The sequence below is a fragment of the Komagataeibacter europaeus genome, from assembly GCF_002173515.1.
GTDB classification, from domain to species: Bacteria; Pseudomonadota; Alphaproteobacteria; order Acetobacterales; family Acetobacteraceae; genus Komagataeibacter; species Komagataeibacter europaeus.
The window spans coordinates 2976942-2994007 of the sequence record NZ_CP021467.1 but is presented as its reverse complement, the minus strand read 5'-3'; the positions used below and the strand labels follow the sequence as shown (position 1 = coordinate 2994007).

14 protein-coding genes, 1 tRNA gene and 1 riboswitch are annotated in these 17066 nt (G+C 64.4%); of the genes, 8 read left to right on the top strand and 7 right to left on the bottom strand.

The genetic code is table 11. From position 1 onward, the window contains the following. Positions 1-40 precede the first annotated feature (40 nt). Together gcvH and gcvT are read right to left on the bottom strand one after the other, a co-directional pair. Positions 41-406, bottom strand: a complete 366-nt coding sequence (gene gcvH / locus S101446_RS13805) for a glycine cleavage system protein GcvH (protein ID WP_048851639.1) — start codon at positions 404-406, stop codon at positions 41-43. Positions 407-454: 48 nt separating this feature from the next. Then, a complete protein-coding gene (gene gcvT / locus S101446_RS13800) occupies positions 455-1588 on the bottom strand; it encodes a glycine cleavage system aminomethyltransferase GcvT (RefSeq protein WP_087608597.1) in 1134 nt (377 codons plus the stop codon). Positions 1589-1847: 259 nt separating this feature from the next. Next, a riboswitch (glycine riboswitch) is annotated at positions 1848-1935 on the bottom strand. A gap of 126 nt (positions 1936-2061) precedes the next feature. Here gcvT and S101446_RS13795 point away from each other — a divergent pair. Continuing rightward, entirely contained in the window at positions 2062-2373 is a 312-nt protein-coding gene (locus S101446_RS13795; RefSeq protein ID WP_010507156.1) for an antibiotic biosynthesis monooxygenase family protein, read from the top strand. Between the two features lie 84 nt (positions 2374-2457). Here S101446_RS13795 and speE read toward each other — a convergent pair whose 3' ends face one another. The 3 genes from speE to uvrA all read right to left on the bottom strand — a co-directional run bounded on the left by speE (position 2458) and on the right by uvrA (position 7114). After that, the gene (gene speE / locus S101446_RS13790) at positions 2458-3318 is read right to left on the bottom strand and encodes a polyamine aminopropyltransferase (protein WP_010507160.1); all 861 of its coding nucleotides are present in this window, start codon (positions 3316-3318) and stop codon (positions 2458-2460) included. Positions 3319-3451: 133 nt separating this feature from the next. Beyond that, complete coding sequence (gene speD, locus S101446_RS13785; protein ID WP_025437442.1) at positions 3452-3916, bottom strand: adenosylmethionine decarboxylase; 465 nt, start codon at positions 3914-3916, stop codon at positions 3452-3454. Between the two features lie 159 nt (positions 3917-4075). Next, complete coding sequence (gene uvrA / locus S101446_RS13780) at positions 4076-7114, bottom strand: excinuclease ABC subunit UvrA (RefSeq protein ID WP_087608596.1); 3039 nt, start codon at positions 7112-7114, stop codon at positions 4076-4078. Between the two features lie 296 nt (positions 7115-7410). Here uvrA and ssb point away from each other — a divergent pair, with 296 nt between their 5' ends. The 7 genes from ssb (at position 7411) to eda (ending at position 15238) form a co-directional block, all read left to right on the top strand. Beyond that, positions 7411-7947: a single-stranded DNA-binding protein gene (ssb, locus tag S101446_RS13775; protein WP_087608595.1), complete on the top strand. Its 537-nt coding sequence runs from the start codon at positions 7411-7413 to the stop codon at positions 7945-7947. A gap of 163 nt (positions 7948-8110) precedes the next feature. Beyond that, positions 8111-10909 carry a DNA gyrase subunit A gene (gene gyrA / locus S101446_RS13770; protein WP_019085882.1) on the top strand — a complete coding sequence of 933 codons (2799 nt, stop codon included), beginning with the start codon at positions 8111-8113 and terminating at the stop codon, positions 10907-10909. Further along, positions 10902-11414, top strand: coding sequence for a pantetheine-phosphate adenylyltransferase (coaD, locus tag S101446_RS13765; RefSeq protein ID WP_010507173.1), 513 nt, complete (start codon positions 10902-10904; stop codon positions 11412-11414). Before gyrA ends, coaD begins: the two co-directional genes overlap by 8 nt. A gap of 62 nt (positions 11415-11476) precedes the next feature. Then, positions 11477-11968: a peptidylprolyl isomerase gene (locus tag S101446_RS13760; RefSeq protein WP_010507175.1), complete on the top strand. Its 492-nt coding sequence runs from the start codon at positions 11477-11479 to the stop codon at positions 11966-11968. A 225-nt stretch (positions 11969-12193) separates the two neighbouring features. Beyond that, positions 12194-12269, top strand: a tRNA-Lys gene (locus tag S101446_RS13755). A 469-nt stretch (positions 12270-12738) separates the two neighbouring features. Further along, the gene (gene edd / locus S101446_RS13750) at positions 12739-14577 is read left to right on the top strand and encodes a phosphogluconate dehydratase (RefSeq protein ID WP_087608594.1); all 1839 of its coding nucleotides are present in this window, start codon (positions 12739-12741) and stop codon (positions 14575-14577) included. A gap of 46 nt (positions 14578-14623) precedes the next feature. Beyond that, positions 14624-15238 carry a bifunctional 4-hydroxy-2-oxoglutarate aldolase/2-dehydro-3-deoxy-phosphogluconate aldolase gene (gene eda, locus S101446_RS13745; protein WP_010507182.1) on the top strand — a complete coding sequence of 205 codons (615 nt, stop codon included), beginning with the start codon at positions 14624-14626 and terminating at the stop codon, positions 15236-15238. A gap of 82 nt (positions 15239-15320) precedes the next feature. On the opposite strand, the gene alkB is transcribed toward eda, so the two are convergent. Both alkB and S101446_RS13735 read right to left on the bottom strand, forming a co-directional pair. Beyond that, the gene (alkB, locus tag S101446_RS13740) at positions 15321-15992 is read right to left on the bottom strand and encodes a DNA oxidative demethylase AlkB (protein ID WP_087608593.1); all 672 of its coding nucleotides are present in this window, start codon (positions 15990-15992) and stop codon (positions 15321-15323) included. Between the two features lie 157 nt (positions 15993-16149). Continuing rightward, positions 16150-16917 (bottom strand): DUF2076 domain-containing protein, encoded by a 768-nt coding sequence (locus tag S101446_RS13735; protein ID WP_087608592.1) that lies wholly within the window; start codon positions 16915-16917, stop codon positions 16150-16152. Between the last annotated feature and the right edge of the window lie 149 nt (positions 16918-17066).

Below are 17066 nucleotides of genomic sequence, written 5' to 3'. Positions count from 1 at the left end.
GCCAGCGTACTCCGTAAAGACAAGGGGACGGTCAGGAAAATCAGCCAACCAGCGCGGTATAGGTGGCCCTGTCCATCAGGCCCTCAAGCTGGGATGCATCCGCAATGGTCATGCGCACGATCCAGCCCTCGCCTTCGGGATCGCGGTTGACCAGAGCGGCGTCATCGCCCAGCGCATCGTTGAACGCCAGCACGTCACCCGTCACGGGCGCGTAGATGTCGGATGCCGCCTTGACCGATTCCACCACGGCCACGCTGTCGCCCTGTTCCACCGTCGTGCCGGGGTCGCGGGCTTCGGCAAACACCAGTTCGCCCAGTTCGTTCGCCGCATGGGCGGTAATGCCGACAACCGCGACATCACCGTCAACGCGCAGCCATTCATGTTCCCGGGTGTAATAAACGGTCATGTCCATGCTCCATTGATCTGAAATATGTTTGAAAAAACAGCGGGAAACCTAGCGTTTGAACGTTGCCGCCACGAAGGGCAGCGCCGTCACCGCCACCGGCAGCAACCGGCCCCGCACGCTGGCGAACAGCGATGTGCCGACGGTGGCATGGTCAGCCGCCACGTAGCCCATGGCGACGGGACCACCCACGCTGGGGCCAAACGCGCCCGACGTCACGCGGCCCGCGGGCTGCGTGCCCGCTTCGTCGGCAAACAGTTCGGCCCCTGCGCGCACCGGCGCGCGGCCCTGCGCGCGCAGGCCCACGCGGCGGCGCGTCGTGCCATCGGCCAGCTGGTCGGCCACGACCTGCGCCCCGGGATAGCCACCGGCACGCGCGCCACCGGGCTTGCGGCTTTTCTGGATGGACCATTCAAGGGCGGCCTCAACCGGGGTCGTGGTCAGGTCGATATCGGAACCGTACAGGCACAGCCCGGCTTCCAGCCGCAGGCTGTCGCGCGCGCCAAGGCCCACGGGCGCGACATCGGGATGGGCCAGCAGGGCACGGGCCACGGTGAGGGCACCGTCATTCGCCATGCCGATTTCGAATCCGTCCTCGCCCGTATAGCCCGAACGCGAGACGATGCAGGGCACGCCCGCCAGTTCCATCTCAGCCACATCCATGAAGCGCATCCCGGCAGCCTTGGGGTCAAGGGCGACAAGGGCGGCCTCGGCCGCGGGCCCCTGCACCGCGATCAGGGCACGGTCAGCCAGCATGTCCACATCACAGGTCGCCCCCAGCGCGTCACGCACATGCGCGAAATCGGCATCCTTGCACGCGGCATTGACCACCAGCAGCAACCAGTCGCCCATGTTGGTGACCATCAGGTCGTCGCTGATGCCGCCATCCGCCGTGGTGAACACCGCATAACGCTGGCGACCGGGTTTCAGGCCGACGATATCGGCGGGCACCAGTGCCTCCAGCGCATGGGCGGCATCCGTGACCTGGCCGGATTTCGGGCGGATGCGCACCTGCCCCATGTGCGAGACATCAAACAGCCCCGCCTTTGCCCGGGTATGCAGGTGTTCGGCCATGACCCCGGCAGGATACTGCACCGGCATGTCATAGCCCGCGAATGGCACCATCCGCGCGCCGAGTTCAAGATGAAGGTCATAAAGCGGGGTTCGCAGCAGCGGCTGGGTCATGCGGGCTGGGCCTTGTGCATGTCCGCATGCGCGCAGGCACCCCCACATGCACGGCATGCGGGCGACATGGCACGATACGCGCCAGCGGAACGGGGAATGGGAAGCCAGGACAGGGAAAAAACACGGGCGGGTGATGGCGTGGACATGCGGCACTCCTGTCGAATCCGGATGGATTCAAAAGTGCCCCTTCTGTCGCATGTGCCTGAGATCGCTATCCCGTCGGCGGGTGCCCGGATCAGGGCGCCTCTTTCCAGAATTCTCGGCCGACCGGTCCTTTGGCCTGAGAGTTTCCGGGGCGGTTGCTCCTTCGGCGCTGGCGCGGGGCCAGTCTCTCCCGTGTCGACAAAGCTGACTTGACATGACCGGACGCGCCAAGTCAATCCATGAAAACCATCCCGTCTTCCGGACACCGTGACACCACGGCATTCAGGCATTACGTTCTGAGTCCGTAATATAAAAAAGGATCCACCCGCATGACCACAAGCCCGCTGACCGTCGTGGCCGAATTCCGCGTTCCTGCTGAAAACCGTGACCACTTCCTCGAACTGTGCACCTATGACAGCGCGCATTCCGTGGCGGATGAAAGCGGCTGCCAGCGCTTTGAGGCCATAAGCCCGATGGATGACCCGCAGACCGTCATCCTGGTGGAAGTCTATGATGACGAGGACGCGTTCGAGACCCATCTCGCCACCCCCCACTTCAAGGTCTTCGAAGTGGGCGTGAAGGAACTGGGCGTGGACCTGGTCAGCCTGCGCAAGACCGCGCGCATTGCGCCCAGGTCCTGACGACCGGCCTGACGCCGCAACAAAACAAAAAAGGCCGGGGGGACATGCCCTCCGGCCTTTTTTCATTTTACCCGCACCACAGCGTCAGCGCGGCAGGTTCTGCGCGATATAGGGCGGCAGGGTGAAGGATGCGACGTGCATTTCAGGCGTCCAGTACCGCGTGCCCCTGATACCGGCCTTCTGCGCACGCGCGCGGATCACATCGACCGGCTGGCGACCCGGCACGCTGCCCTTGGCCGCGACACCCAGCGTCATGAACCCGCCGACATAGGTGGGAACCGCCGCGACATAGGCCGACACATGATCAAAGAACTGTGCCCGCCGTGCGCTGGTGTCACGCAGTTCATCCGCCTGCATGAACGGCACGCCGCACTGGTTCACGATAATGCCGTTGGCCGTCAGGATGCGTGCGCAGTGTTTGTAGAACGAATCGGTAAACAGCACTTCGCCCACACCGATCGGGTCGGTGCTGTCCACGATGATGACATCAAACGACCCGTCCGCCGCATTGGTCACGTATTCGATTCCGTCGCCCACGATCACCTCGGCGCGCGGGTCATTCCATGCATTCCCCGCGATGGAGGGCAGGAATTCCTTGGACAGCGCGATCACGTCGCCATCGATCTCGACCATCACGGCCTTTTCCACGGTGCCGTGTTCCAGCACGCGGCGCAGCACGCCGCCATCGCCCGCGCCAATGATCAGCACGCGCTTCGCATCGCCATGTTCCAGCAGCGGCACGTGGGTCAGCATTTCCTGATAGACGAATTCATCGCGTTCCGTGATCTGGACCACGCCATCAAGCATCAGCACACGGCCAAGATCGACGTTCTCGAACACGGCGATATCCTGGAACGCGCTTTTTTTGCGCGCCAGCATCCGGTCCACACGCAGTTCCTGCCGCCAGCCTTCGTACAGGCCTTCGCTGATCCACTCACGGGACATTGCGATCCCCCTTTCCGTCCTAATCAATGCACATGAAAAAGCACGGGCCGGAAATCAATCCGGCCCGGTACTTCCGTTTTTTCGTGAAAGTCACATCGGGACACGGAGGAAACCCGGCCCCGACCGCAGCCGGTTAAAGCTGCACGCGCCCGCGGCGCTGCTCATCCACTTCGATCCGGCCGGCCTGGAACAGGCGCTGCATGACCGGGATCGCAAGATGCGGATCGCATGCCCCGCACATGAAAATATCCACGGCGGCGAAATTCCGCTCGGGCCATGTGTGGATCGAGATATGGCTTTCCGCCAGCACGACCACGCCCGACACGCCGCCATTGGGCGTGAAGTGATGGAAGTGACTGTGCAAAATCGTAGCCCCGGCCGTCACGGCGGCTTCGCACAGGGTACGGTCGATCTGCTCGGGATCATCAAGATTCCGGGCATCCCAAAGATCGACAAGAAGGTGCGTTCCCGCAAACTTCATTCCGTCTTTCTCGACGAAATAATCCTTCCGGTCGTCCTCGGACGAAAACGGCGCTGAAGAGATCTGGTTATCGCTCGGGTGTTCCGAGACCATCCCCAGTTGAGCAAGTGCGTTCATCACGTACCCCCAAACCAGTAGACAGCCTGTTGGGCAAGATTGCCCCCTTGGGCCAAGAGAGGCGCTGATAGGGCCTGCGGGCCTTGTGGCGCAAGTGTTTTTCGCACCCCCGCCAAAGTTTTTTTCCGCCCGGCCATCAGCACCCACGAAAATAGACGTCTATTTTACAGATTTACGACCGGTTTTTGCCGGTTTCCCTTTCTTTTTGACGGTATCGGGCGCCTTGGCCGCTGTGGCTTTTTTGCCGCGCGCCTTTGTCTTGCCCGCAGGCTTCCCGTCCGGTTCGGGAACCGGCACCAGCGGCCTGTGTTCCAGCAGCGGGCGCAGGAATCGTCCCGTATGGCTGTCGCGGCTGGCCGCCACCTGTTCGGGCGTGCCGCAGGCCACGATCCGGCCACCGCCATCACCACCCTCCGGCCCCATGTCGATCACCCAGTCGGCGGTCTTGATGACCTCCAGGTTATGTTCGATCACCACGACCGTGTTGCCCTGGTCCACCAGCGCGTGCAGCACCTCCAGCAGCTTGCGCACGTCCTCGGTATGCAGGCCGGTGGTGGGTTCATCAAGGATGTACAGCGTGCGGCCCGTGGCCCGGCGCGCCAGTTCCTTGGACAGCTTGACGCGCTGCGCCTCACCGCCCGAAAGGGTGGTCGCCTGCTGGCCCAGGGCGACATAACCCAGCCCCACCTTCTGCAATATGGCCAGACGGTCACGGATGCGCGGCACGGCGGAGAAGTACGGCAACGCTTCATCCACCGACATGGCCAGCACGTCGGCAATCGACTTGCCCCGGAACTTTACGTCCAGTGTCTCGCGGTTGTAGCGGGCGCCCTTGCAGGTATCGCAGGTGACGAACACGTCGGGCAGGAAGTGCATCTCGATCTTCAGCACCCCATCGCCCTGACAGGCCTCGCACCGCCCGCCCTTGACGTTGAACGAGAAGCGGCCCGGCTTGTAGCCCCGCGCCTTGCTTTCGGGCAGTTCGGCGAACCAGTCGCGGATAGGACCGAACAGGTCGGTATAGGTCGCCGGGTTGGAACGCGGCGTGCGGCCGATGGGGGACTGGTCGATATCGATGATCTTGTCGAGCTGGTCCAGCCCGTCGATGGCCGTATAGGGCGCCGGATTCTGCCCTGACCCCATAAGCCTGCGCGACAGGGCCTTGTACAGCGTGTCGATCACCAGCGTGGACTTGCCGCCACCTGATACCCCGGTCACACAGGTAAAGGTGCCCAGCGGGAACCTTGCCGTCACGTCCTTGAGGTTGTTGCCCGTCGCCCCACGCAGCACCAGTTCCCGCTTCGGGTCGATTTTCCGGCGTTCTGCCGGCACGGGAATGCACTTGCGCCCCGAAAGATACGCCCCCGTCAGGCTGTTGGGGTTTTCGGCCACCTCCTGCGGGGTGCCGGCGGCAACCACCGTGCCGCCATTCACGCCAGCACCCGGCCCCATGTCGATCAGCCAGTCGGCGGCGCGGATCGCGTCCTCGTCATGCTCGACCACGATCAGGGTGTTGCCCAGTTTCTTGAGCCGGTCCAGCGTGCCCAGCAGGCGTTCATTATCGCGCTGGTGCAGCCCGATGGACGGTTCATCGAGCACATACAGCACGCCCGTAAGCCCCGAGCCGATCTGGCTGGCCAGCCGGATGCGCTGGCTTTCCCCGCCCGACAGCGTGGCCGATCCGCGTGACAGGGTCAGGTAGTCCAGCCCCACATCATCAAGAAAACGCAGGCGATCGAGGATTTCACGCAATATGCGGTGCGCGATCTCGGCCCGCTGGGGCGTCAGCGTCGCCTCCACCGTGCCGAACCAGTCCAGCGCCTTGCGAATGGGCATGTCGGATGCCTGCGCGATGTTCAGCCCCGCCACCCGGACCGACAGGGCTTCGGGCCGCAGGCGTGCGCCATCACACACATGGCATGGCTTTTCGGACTGGTAGCGCGACAGTTCCTCGCGCACCCATACGCTGTCGGTTTCCGCCATGCGTCGGCGCAGGTTCCTGACCACGCCCTCGAACGGCTTGGTCAGGCTGTAGGCGCGACGGTCATCGCGATACGTGAATTCGATCGGGTCTTTTCCACCCTCCAGGATCACGTCGCGCACGCCTTCGGGCAGGTCTTCCCACGGCGTGTCCATCGACACGCCATAATGTTTGGCAATGGAGGCCAGCGTCTGGGTGTAATAGGGGCTCTGGCTGTTGCGCCAGGGCGCAATGGCGCCCGCAGCCAGCGAAAGCGATTCGTCGGGCACGATCAGGCGCGGGTCGAAAAATGTTTCCTGCCCGATGCCATCGCACGCCGGGCACGCGCCCTGCGGCGCGTTGAAGGAGAACAGGCGCGGTTCGACTTCCTCCAGCGTGAAGCCGCTGACGGGACAGGCGAAGCGCGATGAGAACACCGTGCGCGGGGCTTCCTCGCCTTCCGGCAGGGTCTTCACCACCTCCTCCGCATAGACCAGACCGTCGGACAGGCCGAGTGCGGTCTCGAAACTGTCGGCCAGACGGCTTTCGATGCCTTCCTTGACCACAATGCGGTCCACCACCGCTTCGACCGTATGGCGCAGGCGGCGGTTGAGTTCGGGCACCTCGTCAATCGTGTACAGCGTGCCGTCCACCTTCACACGGGTGAAGCCCTTGCGCTGCAGTTCGGCCAGTTCCTTCTTGCATTCGCCCTTGCGGTCGCGCAGCACCGGGGCCAGCAGCATGAGGCGCGTGCCCTCTGGCATGGCCATGACGCGATCGACCATCTGGCTGATCGTCTGCGCCTCGATCGGCAGGCCGGTAGCGGGCGAATACGGCACGCCCGCACGCGCCCACAAAAGGCGCATGTAATCATGCACTTCCGTCACGGTGCCGACGGTGGAGCGGGGATTCTTCGATGTCGTCTTCTGTTCGATGGAAATCGCGGGCGACAGCCCCTCGATCGAATCGACATCCGGCTTGCCCATGAGTTCCAGGAACTGCCGCGCGTAGGCCGACAGGCTTTCCACGTACCGCCGTTGCCCTTCGGCATAGATGGTGTCAAACGCCAGCGACGACTTGCCGGACCCCGACAGCCCGGTCATGACCGTCAGCGCGTCACGGGGTATGTCGATATCGACATTTTTCAGGTTATGTGCCCGTGCCCCGCGTACACGGATGGATTGCGGGCTGACATGCTGTGCCGCCGGAACCTGTTCCGGACGCGAAGAAACGCTCATGAACTCTCCCTGTTCCGTTCCCGTGCGGGAAAGCGGATACCGGCCGCCATCTTGGGCCATCCCATATCTGGTCCCGACGGTCCATTACGACAAGGGCGGCAATGCACCGGCCTGCATGCGCGCAGGCCAGACTGCGGCACGATAGCGATCTCCTTCGCGCACTCGCAATTCAAAGTCGTATCCGGTAGGATCGCCGCATCTATTCGCCACGACCGCCATCCGGTGGCCCGTGGCGGCATCCGGCAGGGGGCAGGCCCACTGCCGGTTCCCATACTCGAACTGCAGCAGGACAGCATATGGCGGGCAGCGTCAACAAGGTCATTCTGGTCGGCAACCTGGGCAAGGACCCAGAAGTCCGCACCAGCCAGAGCGGGGCGAAGATCGTCTCGCTGACATTGGCCACAAGCGACACATGGAATGACCGCGCGTCGGGTGAGCGGCGCGAGCGGACGGAATGGCACCGTGTCGTCATCTTCAACGAACGCATTGGCGACGTGGCCGAGCGTTTCCTGCGCAAGGGCCGCAAGGTCTATCTGGAAGGTTCGCTCCAGACCCGCAAATGGACCGACCAGAGCGGCCAGGACCGCTACACCACCGAGGTGGTGGTGGACCGTTTCCGTGGCGACCTCGTGCTGCTGGACAGCAACCGCGGCGGTGACGCCGGGGGTGGCGATGACATGGGCGGCGGTTATGGCGGCGGTGGCGGCGGCTACAGTGCGCCCGCGCGCCAGCAGCCCCAGCGTAACGAACGCCCCGCCACGGGCGGCGGCGGTGGCGGCGGCTGGGACGCGCCCGCCGGCGGCAGCGACCTGGACGACGAAATCCCGTTCTAGGCCCGCACTTATCCCCCGCGTGGCGCTTCGCGCCGGGGGACAGGACATGCTATACACACGCAGGGACATGGTGGCCGCGCCCCGGCCATAGCCTTGCCTTCCGTTCCACCCCCATGGCCACCACGACCATGGGGGCGGATAACCCTGACATGACGGAACTGCCTTGACCGAGATACCCGACGATCCCCTGCCCCCGTCCGACATGCTGCCGGTTACGATCGAGGAGGAAATGCGCTCCTCCTACCTCGCCTACGCGATGTCCGTCATTGTCAGCCGCGCCCTGCCGGACGTGCGCGACGGGCTGAAGCCGGTGCATCGCCGCATCCTGTATTCCATGCGCGAAAGCGGGTTCACCCACGACAAGCCCTATCGCAAATCGGCCCGCGCGGTCGGTGACGTGATGGGTAAATACCACCCACATGGCGACTCCTCGATCTATGACGCCATGGTGCGCATGGCGCAGTCGTGGTCGATGCGGGTGAAGCTGATCGACGGGCAGGGCAATTTCGGGTCGGTGGACGGGGATTCGCCCGCCGCCATGCGTTATACCGAAGCACGCCTGGCCAAGGCCGCGTCCTTCCTGCTGGATGACATCGACCGCGATACCGTCGATTTCCAGCCCAACTATGACGAAAGCGAGCAGGAACCCAAGATCCTGCCCGCCGCCTTCCCCAACCTGCTGGTCAACGGCGCATCCGGCATCGCGGTGGGCATGGCGACCAACATCCCGCCGCACAACCCCAGCGAAATCATTGACGCGACCCTGGCGCTGATCGCGCGGCCAGACATGACGCTGGATGACCTTCTGGAATACGTGCCGGGCCCGGACTTCCCCACCGGGGGCACCATCCTTGGCCGCGCGGGCATCCGCAGCGCGTTCGAGACGGGGCGCGGGTCGGTCATCATCCGTGCGAAGGCCGAGATCGAGGAAATCCGCAAGGACCGCCGCGCGATCATCGTGACCGAGATCCCGTACCAGGTGAACAAGGCCACGCTGCAGGAACGCATCGCCGACCTAGTGCGCACCAAGCAGGTCGAGGGCATTTCCGACATCCGTGACGAAAGCGACCGTTCGGGCATGCGCATCGTCATCGAGATCAAGCGCGAGGCGACGCCGGAGGTGGTGCTGAACCAGCTCTACCGCTTCACGCAGCTCCAGACCTCGTTTGGCGTGAACATGCTGGCCCTTGATGGCGGCCAGCCGCGGCTCATGGGCCTGAAGGACGTGCTGGAAGCGTTCATCCGCTTCCGCGAGGACGTGATCCTGCGCCGCGCGCGCTTTGACCTGAACAAGGCGCGTGACCGTGGCCACCTGCTGGTCGGCCTTGTCATCGCGGTCGCCAATATCGACGCGGTGATCGCGCTGATCCGCGCCGCCCCCGACACGGCATCCGCCCGTGCCGCCCTTATGGCGCGCGCATGGGATGCGGCCGATGTCGCGCCGCTGCTGGAACTGATCCATGACGAGGGCAATGTCATCATCGATGGCAAGGTCCACCTGACGGAAGCACAGGCGCGCGGCATACTGGAACTGCGCCTGCAGCGCCTGACCGGGCTGGAACGCGACAAGATCCAGCAGGAACTGTCCGAAGTGGCGGTCAAGATCAACGACCTGCTGGACATCATCGCCAGCCGCCCGCGCCGCATGGAGGTCATGCGCAACGAACTGGCCACCATCCGCGCCGAACTGGCCACGCCACGCGCCACCGACATTGCCGATTACGCCGGCGACCAGACCGATGAAAGCCTGATCGAACCGGGGCAGATGGTCGTCACCATCACGCGCGAAGGCTTCATCAAGCGCACGCCGCTGGATGTCTTCCGCGCCCAGAACCGCGGTGGACGTGGCCGGACGGCGGCGGGACGGCGGGGCGATGACATCATCGTCCGTTCGTTCAACGCGCATACGCACCAGTGGGTGCTGTTCTTCTCCTCGGGCGGGAAAGCGTATCGGGAAAAGGTCTGGCGCCTGCCTGAAGCCAGCCCGACCGCCAAGGGCCGCGCGCTGGTCAACCTGCTGCCCGACCTTGGCAGCGACACGATCACCGCCGTCCTGCCGCTGCCGCAGGATGAGGAACTGTGGGAAAACCTGCACCTTGTCTTTGCAACCGCATCGGGCAGCGTGCGGCGTAACCGGCTGAGCGATTTCCGCAACATCCGCTCATCGGGCCTGATCGCCATGAAGCTGGATGAGGATGACCGCCTGATCGGCGTCGCCACCTGCCGCGAGGGTCAGGACGTGTTCCTGGGCACCCGCAACGCGCGCTGCATCCGCTTCCAGATCACCGATGACACGCTGCGCGTGTTCGCAGGGCGCGGCAGTTCGGGCGTGCGCGGCATCAGGCTGGCCGAAGGCGACAGCGTGAACAGCCTGTGCGTGCTCAACCACGTCGAGGCCACGGTGGAGGAACGCGCCGCCTACCTGCGCATGGCCAATGCCCGCCGCCGGGCCGAAGCCGCCATGGAAGGCGAGGAGGCGGATGAGGTCACGCCTGCCGATGACGCCGAAATCCCGGCCGATGACCTGCCCCTGACGCCGGAACGCTTTGCCGAACTGGAGGCGGCGGAGGAAGTGCTGCTGATCGTCAGCAACGCGGGCTTTGGCCGCCGGTCCTCGGCCTATGACTACCGTGTCAGCGGACGTGGCGGGCAGGGCATCAACAACATGACCTTCTCCGCCAACAAGCGTGGCAACGCCGTGGTGGCGACGCTGCCGGTGCTGGCGGGCACGGACATCATGCTGGTGACCGATGCGGGCCGACTGATCCGCCTGCCCATCAACCAGGTGCGCATCATGTCGCGTCAGGCCAGTGGCGTGACCCTGTTCCGCCTGAATGACACGGAAGAAGTCACCAGCGTCTTCCCGGTCATGGATGACGGGGAGGAAGGCGAGGACGGTGAAGGCGACGTGACCGAACCCACCGATGACACCCCCACCCGCGACGCAGGGCAGGATGACTGAGGCCACGACCATCCGCACGGGGTTCTATCCCGGCACGTTCGATCCCGTGACCAGCGGGCACATGGATATCATCGAACGTGCGGCAGCCCTGGTTGACCGGCTGGTGATCGGGGTTGCGGAAAACCGGGACAAGCATCCCCTCCTCCCGCTGGAGGAACGGCTTTTGTGCCTGCGCACCGATATCGAACCGCTGAATGCCGGGCGCGCCATTCCCATCACCGTGGTCGGTTTTACCGGGCTGGTGGTGCATGCCGCGCGTACGCATGGGGCGCATGCAATCATTCGCGGGCTGCGGGCGGTTGCGGATTTCGAATACGAGAACCAGATGTTTGGTATGAACCAGCATATGGCACCGGACATTGACGCGCTGTTCCTGATGGCGCGGGAGGGGCACCAGTACATCTCCTCCCGGCTGATCAAGGAAATCGCCCGGCTGGATGGGGACATTTCCGGTTTTGTCCCGCCCTTTACCCGCAGGCACATCCTCGGCCGCCTGCGTGGCTGATGGACCGGGGCCGCCTGTCTGGTCCCGTTCCTCCCACCCTTCACTTTACGAAACGGATCACGATGTCTGCTACAGAAAACAAGTCCGACCTGATCAACATGGATCTCAAGACAGGACGGGTGGTGATCCGCCTGCGTCCCGACCTTGCCCCGCTGGCCGCCGAACGCATCCGTACGCTGTCGGCGGAAGGGTTTTATGACAACACGCCCTTCCACCGCGTGATCCACGGCTTCATGGCGCAGGGCGGCGACCCGACGGGCACCGGCACGTCAGGCAGCAAACTGCCGGACCTGAAGGCCGAATTCACCAACAAGGCCAAGTTCGAACGCGGCACGGTCGGCATGGCCCGCACCATGAACCCCGACAGCGCGAACAGCCAGTTCTTCATCATGTTCGAACCCTCCCCGCACCTTGATGGCCAGTACACCATCGTGGGCCAGGTAATCGAAGGCATGGACCACATTGACAAGGTCAAGCGTGGCGCGGGCCAGAGCGGCATGGTCCAGGATCCCGACCGCATCATCAAGATGCGCCCGGCCGACGCCGAAGCCTGATTATCCTGCCTGACCGGACGGCCCCCACAGGATGCGGGCTATCCGGCCAGTGGCCGGGACACGGGTGGCCCGTTTCACGCGGGTCCATGGTGTCCCGGCCTGTTTTTTTGCGGGCCTTATGCGGTCACGCACAGGTTGACACCCCCGCCGGGGATGTTTAGAGACCTGCCCAAGGTGTAACGCCACGGTTTCCGACCATGGCCAGCCCCTTCATACAGATGATGTGAGCCGGTAGCTCAGTCGGTAGAGCATTCGACTTTTAATCGAATGGTCGTGGGTTCGAACCCCACCCGGCTCACCATTCCTGTCTTCCCTTTTCCAATGCCATGCAGACCGTCCCCTTCGGGCCACGCGTCCTTTCCGGGCGTCCGAACCCGTTGCCGGACCCGTTCGCGCACCGCGATGCGAAGCGGCCGGGTTCATGGCCCGGTTTACCAGAACATAATATTTCATGGGCCATCCTCCCTCTGGCATCGGGGGAAACCGTCGCCTGTCCCCGCCCCATCAGGGCGGGAGCGGTGGGGCGATCATGCGCGCCCATGGACATATGGATGTTCGATTTAATAATTAAGTTATCTGTTTTTGATTGTTTTTATAATTTTATGTCTTGATTTGCGCTTATTTTTTCAAATAAATCACCATTCGCCGTGCGGTCACAGGATATTCGCACATTCCGGCCGCTTTTAAACCCGCTGTCGTTGCCGGTGCAATGGATGGCGAACCTGCCCACCCTGCTTTCGGGGCAGGTCTATCAATGTCTGTGAGAGCCCATGACCCTGCACCCCGTCCTGACCGCCGTGACCGAACGGGTCATTTCCCGTTCGGCCCGTAGCCGCAGCGCCTACCTGGACCTGATCGCGCGTGAGCGTGAAAACGGCATAAGCCGCCCCCGCCTGGCCTGCGGCAACCTTGCGCACGCCATCGCGGCATCGGGCGATGACAAGACGGGGCTGCGATCGGCACGCGGCATGAATATCGGGATCATCACGTCGTACAACGACATGCTGTCCGCCCATCAGCCCTATGGCCGCTATCCCGACCAGATCAAGCTGTTCGCGCGCGAAGTGGGCGGCACGGCGCAGGTCGCGGGGGCAACGCCCGCCATGTGCGATGGCGTGACGCAGGGGCAGCCGGGGATGGAAATCTCCCTGTTCAGCCGCGACGTGATCGCCATGTCCACGGCGGTGGGGCTGAGCCATGGCATGTACGAAGGCGTCGCCATGCTGGGCATCTGTGACAAGATCGTGCCCGGCCTGCTGATCGGCGCGCTGCGCTTTGGCCATCTGCCCACCATCCTGATCCCGTCGGGGCCAATGCCATCGGGCCTGCCCAACAGCGAAAAGCAGCGCATCCGCCAGCTTTACGCCGAAGGCAAGGTGGACAAGGAACGCCTGATGGATGCGGAATCCGATTCCTATCATGCGGCGGGCACCTGCACGTTCTATGGCACGGCCAACACCAACCAGATGCTGATGGAAGTGATGGGGCTGCACCTGCCCGGTTCCTCCTTCGTGCCGCCCAATACGAAACTGCGGCAGGAACTGACGCGGGCCGCCATCCACCGGCTGAGCGAAATCGGCGCACGCGGCGGGGACTATCGCCCGCTGGGCCAGTGCGTGGATGAACGCGCCATCGTCAATGCCGCCGTCGGGCTGCTGGCCACGGGCGGATCGACCAACCTTGCCATTCACCTGCCCGCCATGGCGCGGGCGGCGGGCATCGTGATCGACTGGGACGATCTGGACCAGCTTTCCTCCGTCGTGCCGCAACTGACCCGCGTCTATCCCAACGGATCGGCGGACGTGAACGCCTTCCATGCGGTGGGCGGCATGCCCAGCCTGATCGGCTCCCTGCTGGATGCCGGGCTGCTGCACCCCGACATCATGACCGTGGCCCGTGGCGGCTTTGCCGAATACCGCAGGAAACCCTGCATGAAGGACGATGCGCTGACATGGGAAGAGGCGGGCCCCTCCACCGACGACACCATCCTGCGCGCGCCCGCCAACCCCTTTCGCGCCGATGGCGGCATAAAGGTCATGGACGGCAATCTGGGCCGCGGCATTTACAAGACCAGTTCCGTCGCCCCCGAACGCTGGACGATCGAAGCCCCGGCCGCCGTGTTCGACCATCAGGAAGACGTGCTGACGGCCTTCCGTGATGGAAAGCTGGACCGGGACGTGGTTGTCGTCGTGCGCTTCCAGGGCCCCGCCGCCAATGGCATGCCCGAACTGCACAAGCTGACGCCGACACTGGCGGTGCTGCAGGATCGTGGGCACAAGGTGGCGCTGGTGACCGATGGCCGCATGTCGGGCGCAAGCGGCAAGGTGCCCGCCGCCATCCACATCGGTCCCGAAGCCTATGTCGGCGGCCCGCTGTCGCTGCTGCGCGATGGCGACATGGTGCGCGTGTGCGCGCGGACGGGTCAGATCGATACGCTGGTGTCGGCCACGGAACTGGCAAACCGCACGCCGTCGCGCCCGCCCGCGCCGCAGTTTGGCACGGGGCGTGAACTGTTCGCGCTCATGCGCGCAAATGTGGACATGCCGGAACAGGGGGCGTCGGCCATCCTTGCCTCCATGGACCACATGGCGGCACAAGAAGACGCCTGAACCCCGGCGCACGCGCCGCGAACCGTTGTGAAAAAGGGAAGCCGACATGGCCCGCATTGAAGACATCATGACCCTTGCCCCGGTTATTCCGGTGCTGGTCATTCACGATCCCGCCCATGCCCGCCCGGTGGCCGAGGCCCTTGTGGCCGGTGGCCTGCGTGCGCTGGAAGTAACGCTGCGCACCGAATGCGCGCTGGACGTCATTGCCGAGATGGCCAAGGTAGAAGGCGCCGTGGTGGGCGCTGGCACCGTGCTGAATGGCGATGACCTGAAAAGTTCGGTTGACGCGGGCGCCCGCTTTATCGTCAGTCCCGGCCTGACCGCCAATGTCGCCCATGCCGCGAATGCGTGCGAAGTCCCGCTGCTGCCCGGCACGGCCAATGCCAGCGACATCATGCGCGGGCTGGACCTGGGGCTTACGCATTTCAAGTTCTTCCCCGCCGTCGCTGCGGGTGGCATCCCGGCGCTGAAGGCCCTGTCCGCCCCGTTTGGCCAAGCGCGTTTCTGCCCCACCGGCGGCATCAAGGCCGATACGGCAGCGGACTGGCTGGGCCTGCCCTCCGTTCTGTGCGTGGGTGGATCATGGCTGGTACCTGCGGGCACGCCCGATGTCGCGGCGATTACGGCGCGCGCGAAGCAGGCAGCTGCCCTGAAAGCCTGATTTCCTCATAACTCATTGATAAAAATAAAAGTTTTCCGGGTGCCGCCTTTTTTCAAAAAGGCGGCATTCTTTCTGAACCCTTTTAAACGCTGCTGCCTTGCCAGACCCGCCGGAAGGTCAGGTTGTAACGGCACGGCCCCGTCACCGGATGCTGGCCCGCCCGCAACGCGGCGATACCATGGAACACCAGCCGTGACGGGCCACCCCATACCACGACATCCCCATGCAGCAGGGGAATGCGCCTGACAGGGTCCGTCCGCTGCAACCCGCCCCACTGGAACATGGCGGGCAGGCCGAAGGAGACGGACACAACCGGCGCATCCGTCCGTTCATCATCATCCTGATGCAGCCCCATGCGCGCGCCCGGGCGATATCCGTTGATCAGGCAGGTATCGGGTACGAAACCGTCATGTCCCGCCAGCCGCGCGGCGTCGCTGGCCCATGCCCGCCAGGCAGGCGGCAACGCGGGCCAGGGCTGGCCGGTCAGGGGATCGTGGGGTTCATAACGGTGGCCACGCGCGTCACTGCACCAGCCAGCCGCCCCGCAGCAGGTCATGGCAACCGACATCGTGCCACCGCCCGCCGTCGTCATGCGCCGGAAGGGGGAAAGCCGCGCAATCCGCCTTATACCCGCCAGCATGTCAGCCGCCTGCATGGCGGCATGGCCACGCAGCACGGCGGCCCCCGGATCAAGCGCCTCATGCTTCGGCACAGGAGAAGGCGGCAGGTCGAGCATGAATTCCCGCTGCGTCATGCCGTCCCTCCCCCTTTGCCCAGATGCGATTCGGGAACAAATCACTGATGAAAATGAAAGAGTCTGGTGACGCTTTTTCAAGAAGCTTCAGGAAACACGACCTGAAAAAAGGGGCACCCATAATGGATGCCCCCTTCCTGCCGCACCATGGGGCCGGTCAGAAGCTGTTGTCATCGCCCGCGTCGAAACCGCCGCCATCGAATCCACCATCACTGCCGCCACCGGCGTCAAAGCCGGAATCGGCGCTGGTGCCACCACCGGCGAACGGATCGGCACCACCGGTGCCAGCCGTGCTGTCACCATAGTTGTTGTTGATGATCGTCTCGCCGCCCGGCTGCGGCATACCGCTGGCAAATCCACCCGCGTCATGGTGCCCGCTGAACAGGCCCGTCAGCGCATTGCCCATCATCATGCCACCGGCGACACCCGCCGCCGTCGTCAGGGCCGAGCCGAGGAAGCCCGACCCACGCGAGGGGAACATGCCCGGCTGCATGCCCGGCGGATAGACCGGCTGCGGCGGCGGGGCGGAAGGCGCGCTCCCACCCCAGCCCGGCGGGGGTGCGGCCTGCTGCGCACGCTGCTGGCCACCACCGAACATGCCGCTGAGGAACCCGCCGCCACCCGATGCGGGCCGGGACTGGACCTGCTGCTGCAGCTGCTGGATCTGCTGCTGCGCCTGCTGCACCTGCCACTGAAGCTGGCGGATCTGGTTCTGCGCCTCCGCCAGGGCGGCTTCCTGCACCACGGCGGTCTGGGTGATGCGATAGCGCGCTTCAGGATATTTCTGGAACATCTCCCCGATATACTGGTCGGCCTGCGGGTCGATCGGCGGAAGGGCGTTTGCCGTCTGGGGCACGCTGCCGGGGGCATTGCCCCCGACGCGGGCAAAAAACTGTGTGATCAGTTGGCGTTCCTGGTCATTCATCCTGTCTGTCCTGCCTTGGGCTGGGGATACCGCTCCCCTGCCGATGTGGTTCGTGCGGGCGCAATAAGCAAGGGCGGATCCTGCCATGCAGGGCCGATCCCGGCTCAGGGCACGCCCTACCTTCCGGTCTGGGCCGCATAACGGTATGC

Coding starts and splice junctions, on each gene's coding strand:
- gcvH (WP_048851639.1), bottom strand. CDS start 406: ATGACCGTTTATTACACCCGGGAACATGAATGGCTGCGCGTTGACGGT.
- gcvT (WP_087608597.1), bottom strand. CDS start 1,588: ATGACCCAGCCGCTGCTGCGAACCCCGCTTTATGACCTTCATCTTGAA.
- S101446_RS13795 (WP_010507156.1), top strand. CDS start 2,062: ATGACCACAAGCCCGCTGACCGTCGTGGCCGAATTCCGCGTTCCTGCT.
- speE (WP_010507160.1), bottom strand. CDS start 3,318: ATGTCCCGTGAGTGGATCAGCGAAGGCCTGTACGAAGGCTGGCGGCAG.
- speD (WP_025437442.1), bottom strand. CDS start 3,916: ATGAACGCACTTGCTCAACTGGGGATGGTCTCGGAACACCCGAGCGAT.
- uvrA (WP_087608596.1), bottom strand. CDS start 7,114: ATGAGCGTTTCTTCGCGTCCGGAACAGGTTCCGGCGGCACAGCATGTC.
- ssb (WP_087608595.1), top strand. CDS start 7,411: ATGGCGGGCAGCGTCAACAAGGTCATTCTGGTCGGCAACCTGGGCAAG.
- coaD (WP_010507173.1), top strand. CDS start 10,902: ATGACTGAGGCCACGACCATCCGCACGGGGTTCTATCCCGGCACGTTC.
- S101446_RS13760 (WP_010507175.1), top strand. CDS start 11,477: ATGTCTGCTACAGAAAACAAGTCCGACCTGATCAACATGGATCTCAAG.
- edd (WP_087608594.1), top strand. CDS start 12,739: ATGACCCTGCACCCCGTCCTGACCGCCGTGACCGAACGGGTCATTTCC.
- eda (WP_010507182.1), top strand. CDS start 14,624: ATGGCCCGCATTGAAGACATCATGACCCTTGCCCCGGTTATTCCGGTG.
- alkB (WP_087608593.1), bottom strand. CDS start 15,992: ATGACGCAGCGGGAATTCATGCTCGACCTGCCGCCTTCTCCTGTGCCG.
- S101446_RS13735 (WP_087608592.1), bottom strand. CDS start 16,917: ATGAATGACCAGGAACGCCAACTGATCACACAGTTTTTTGCCCGCGTC.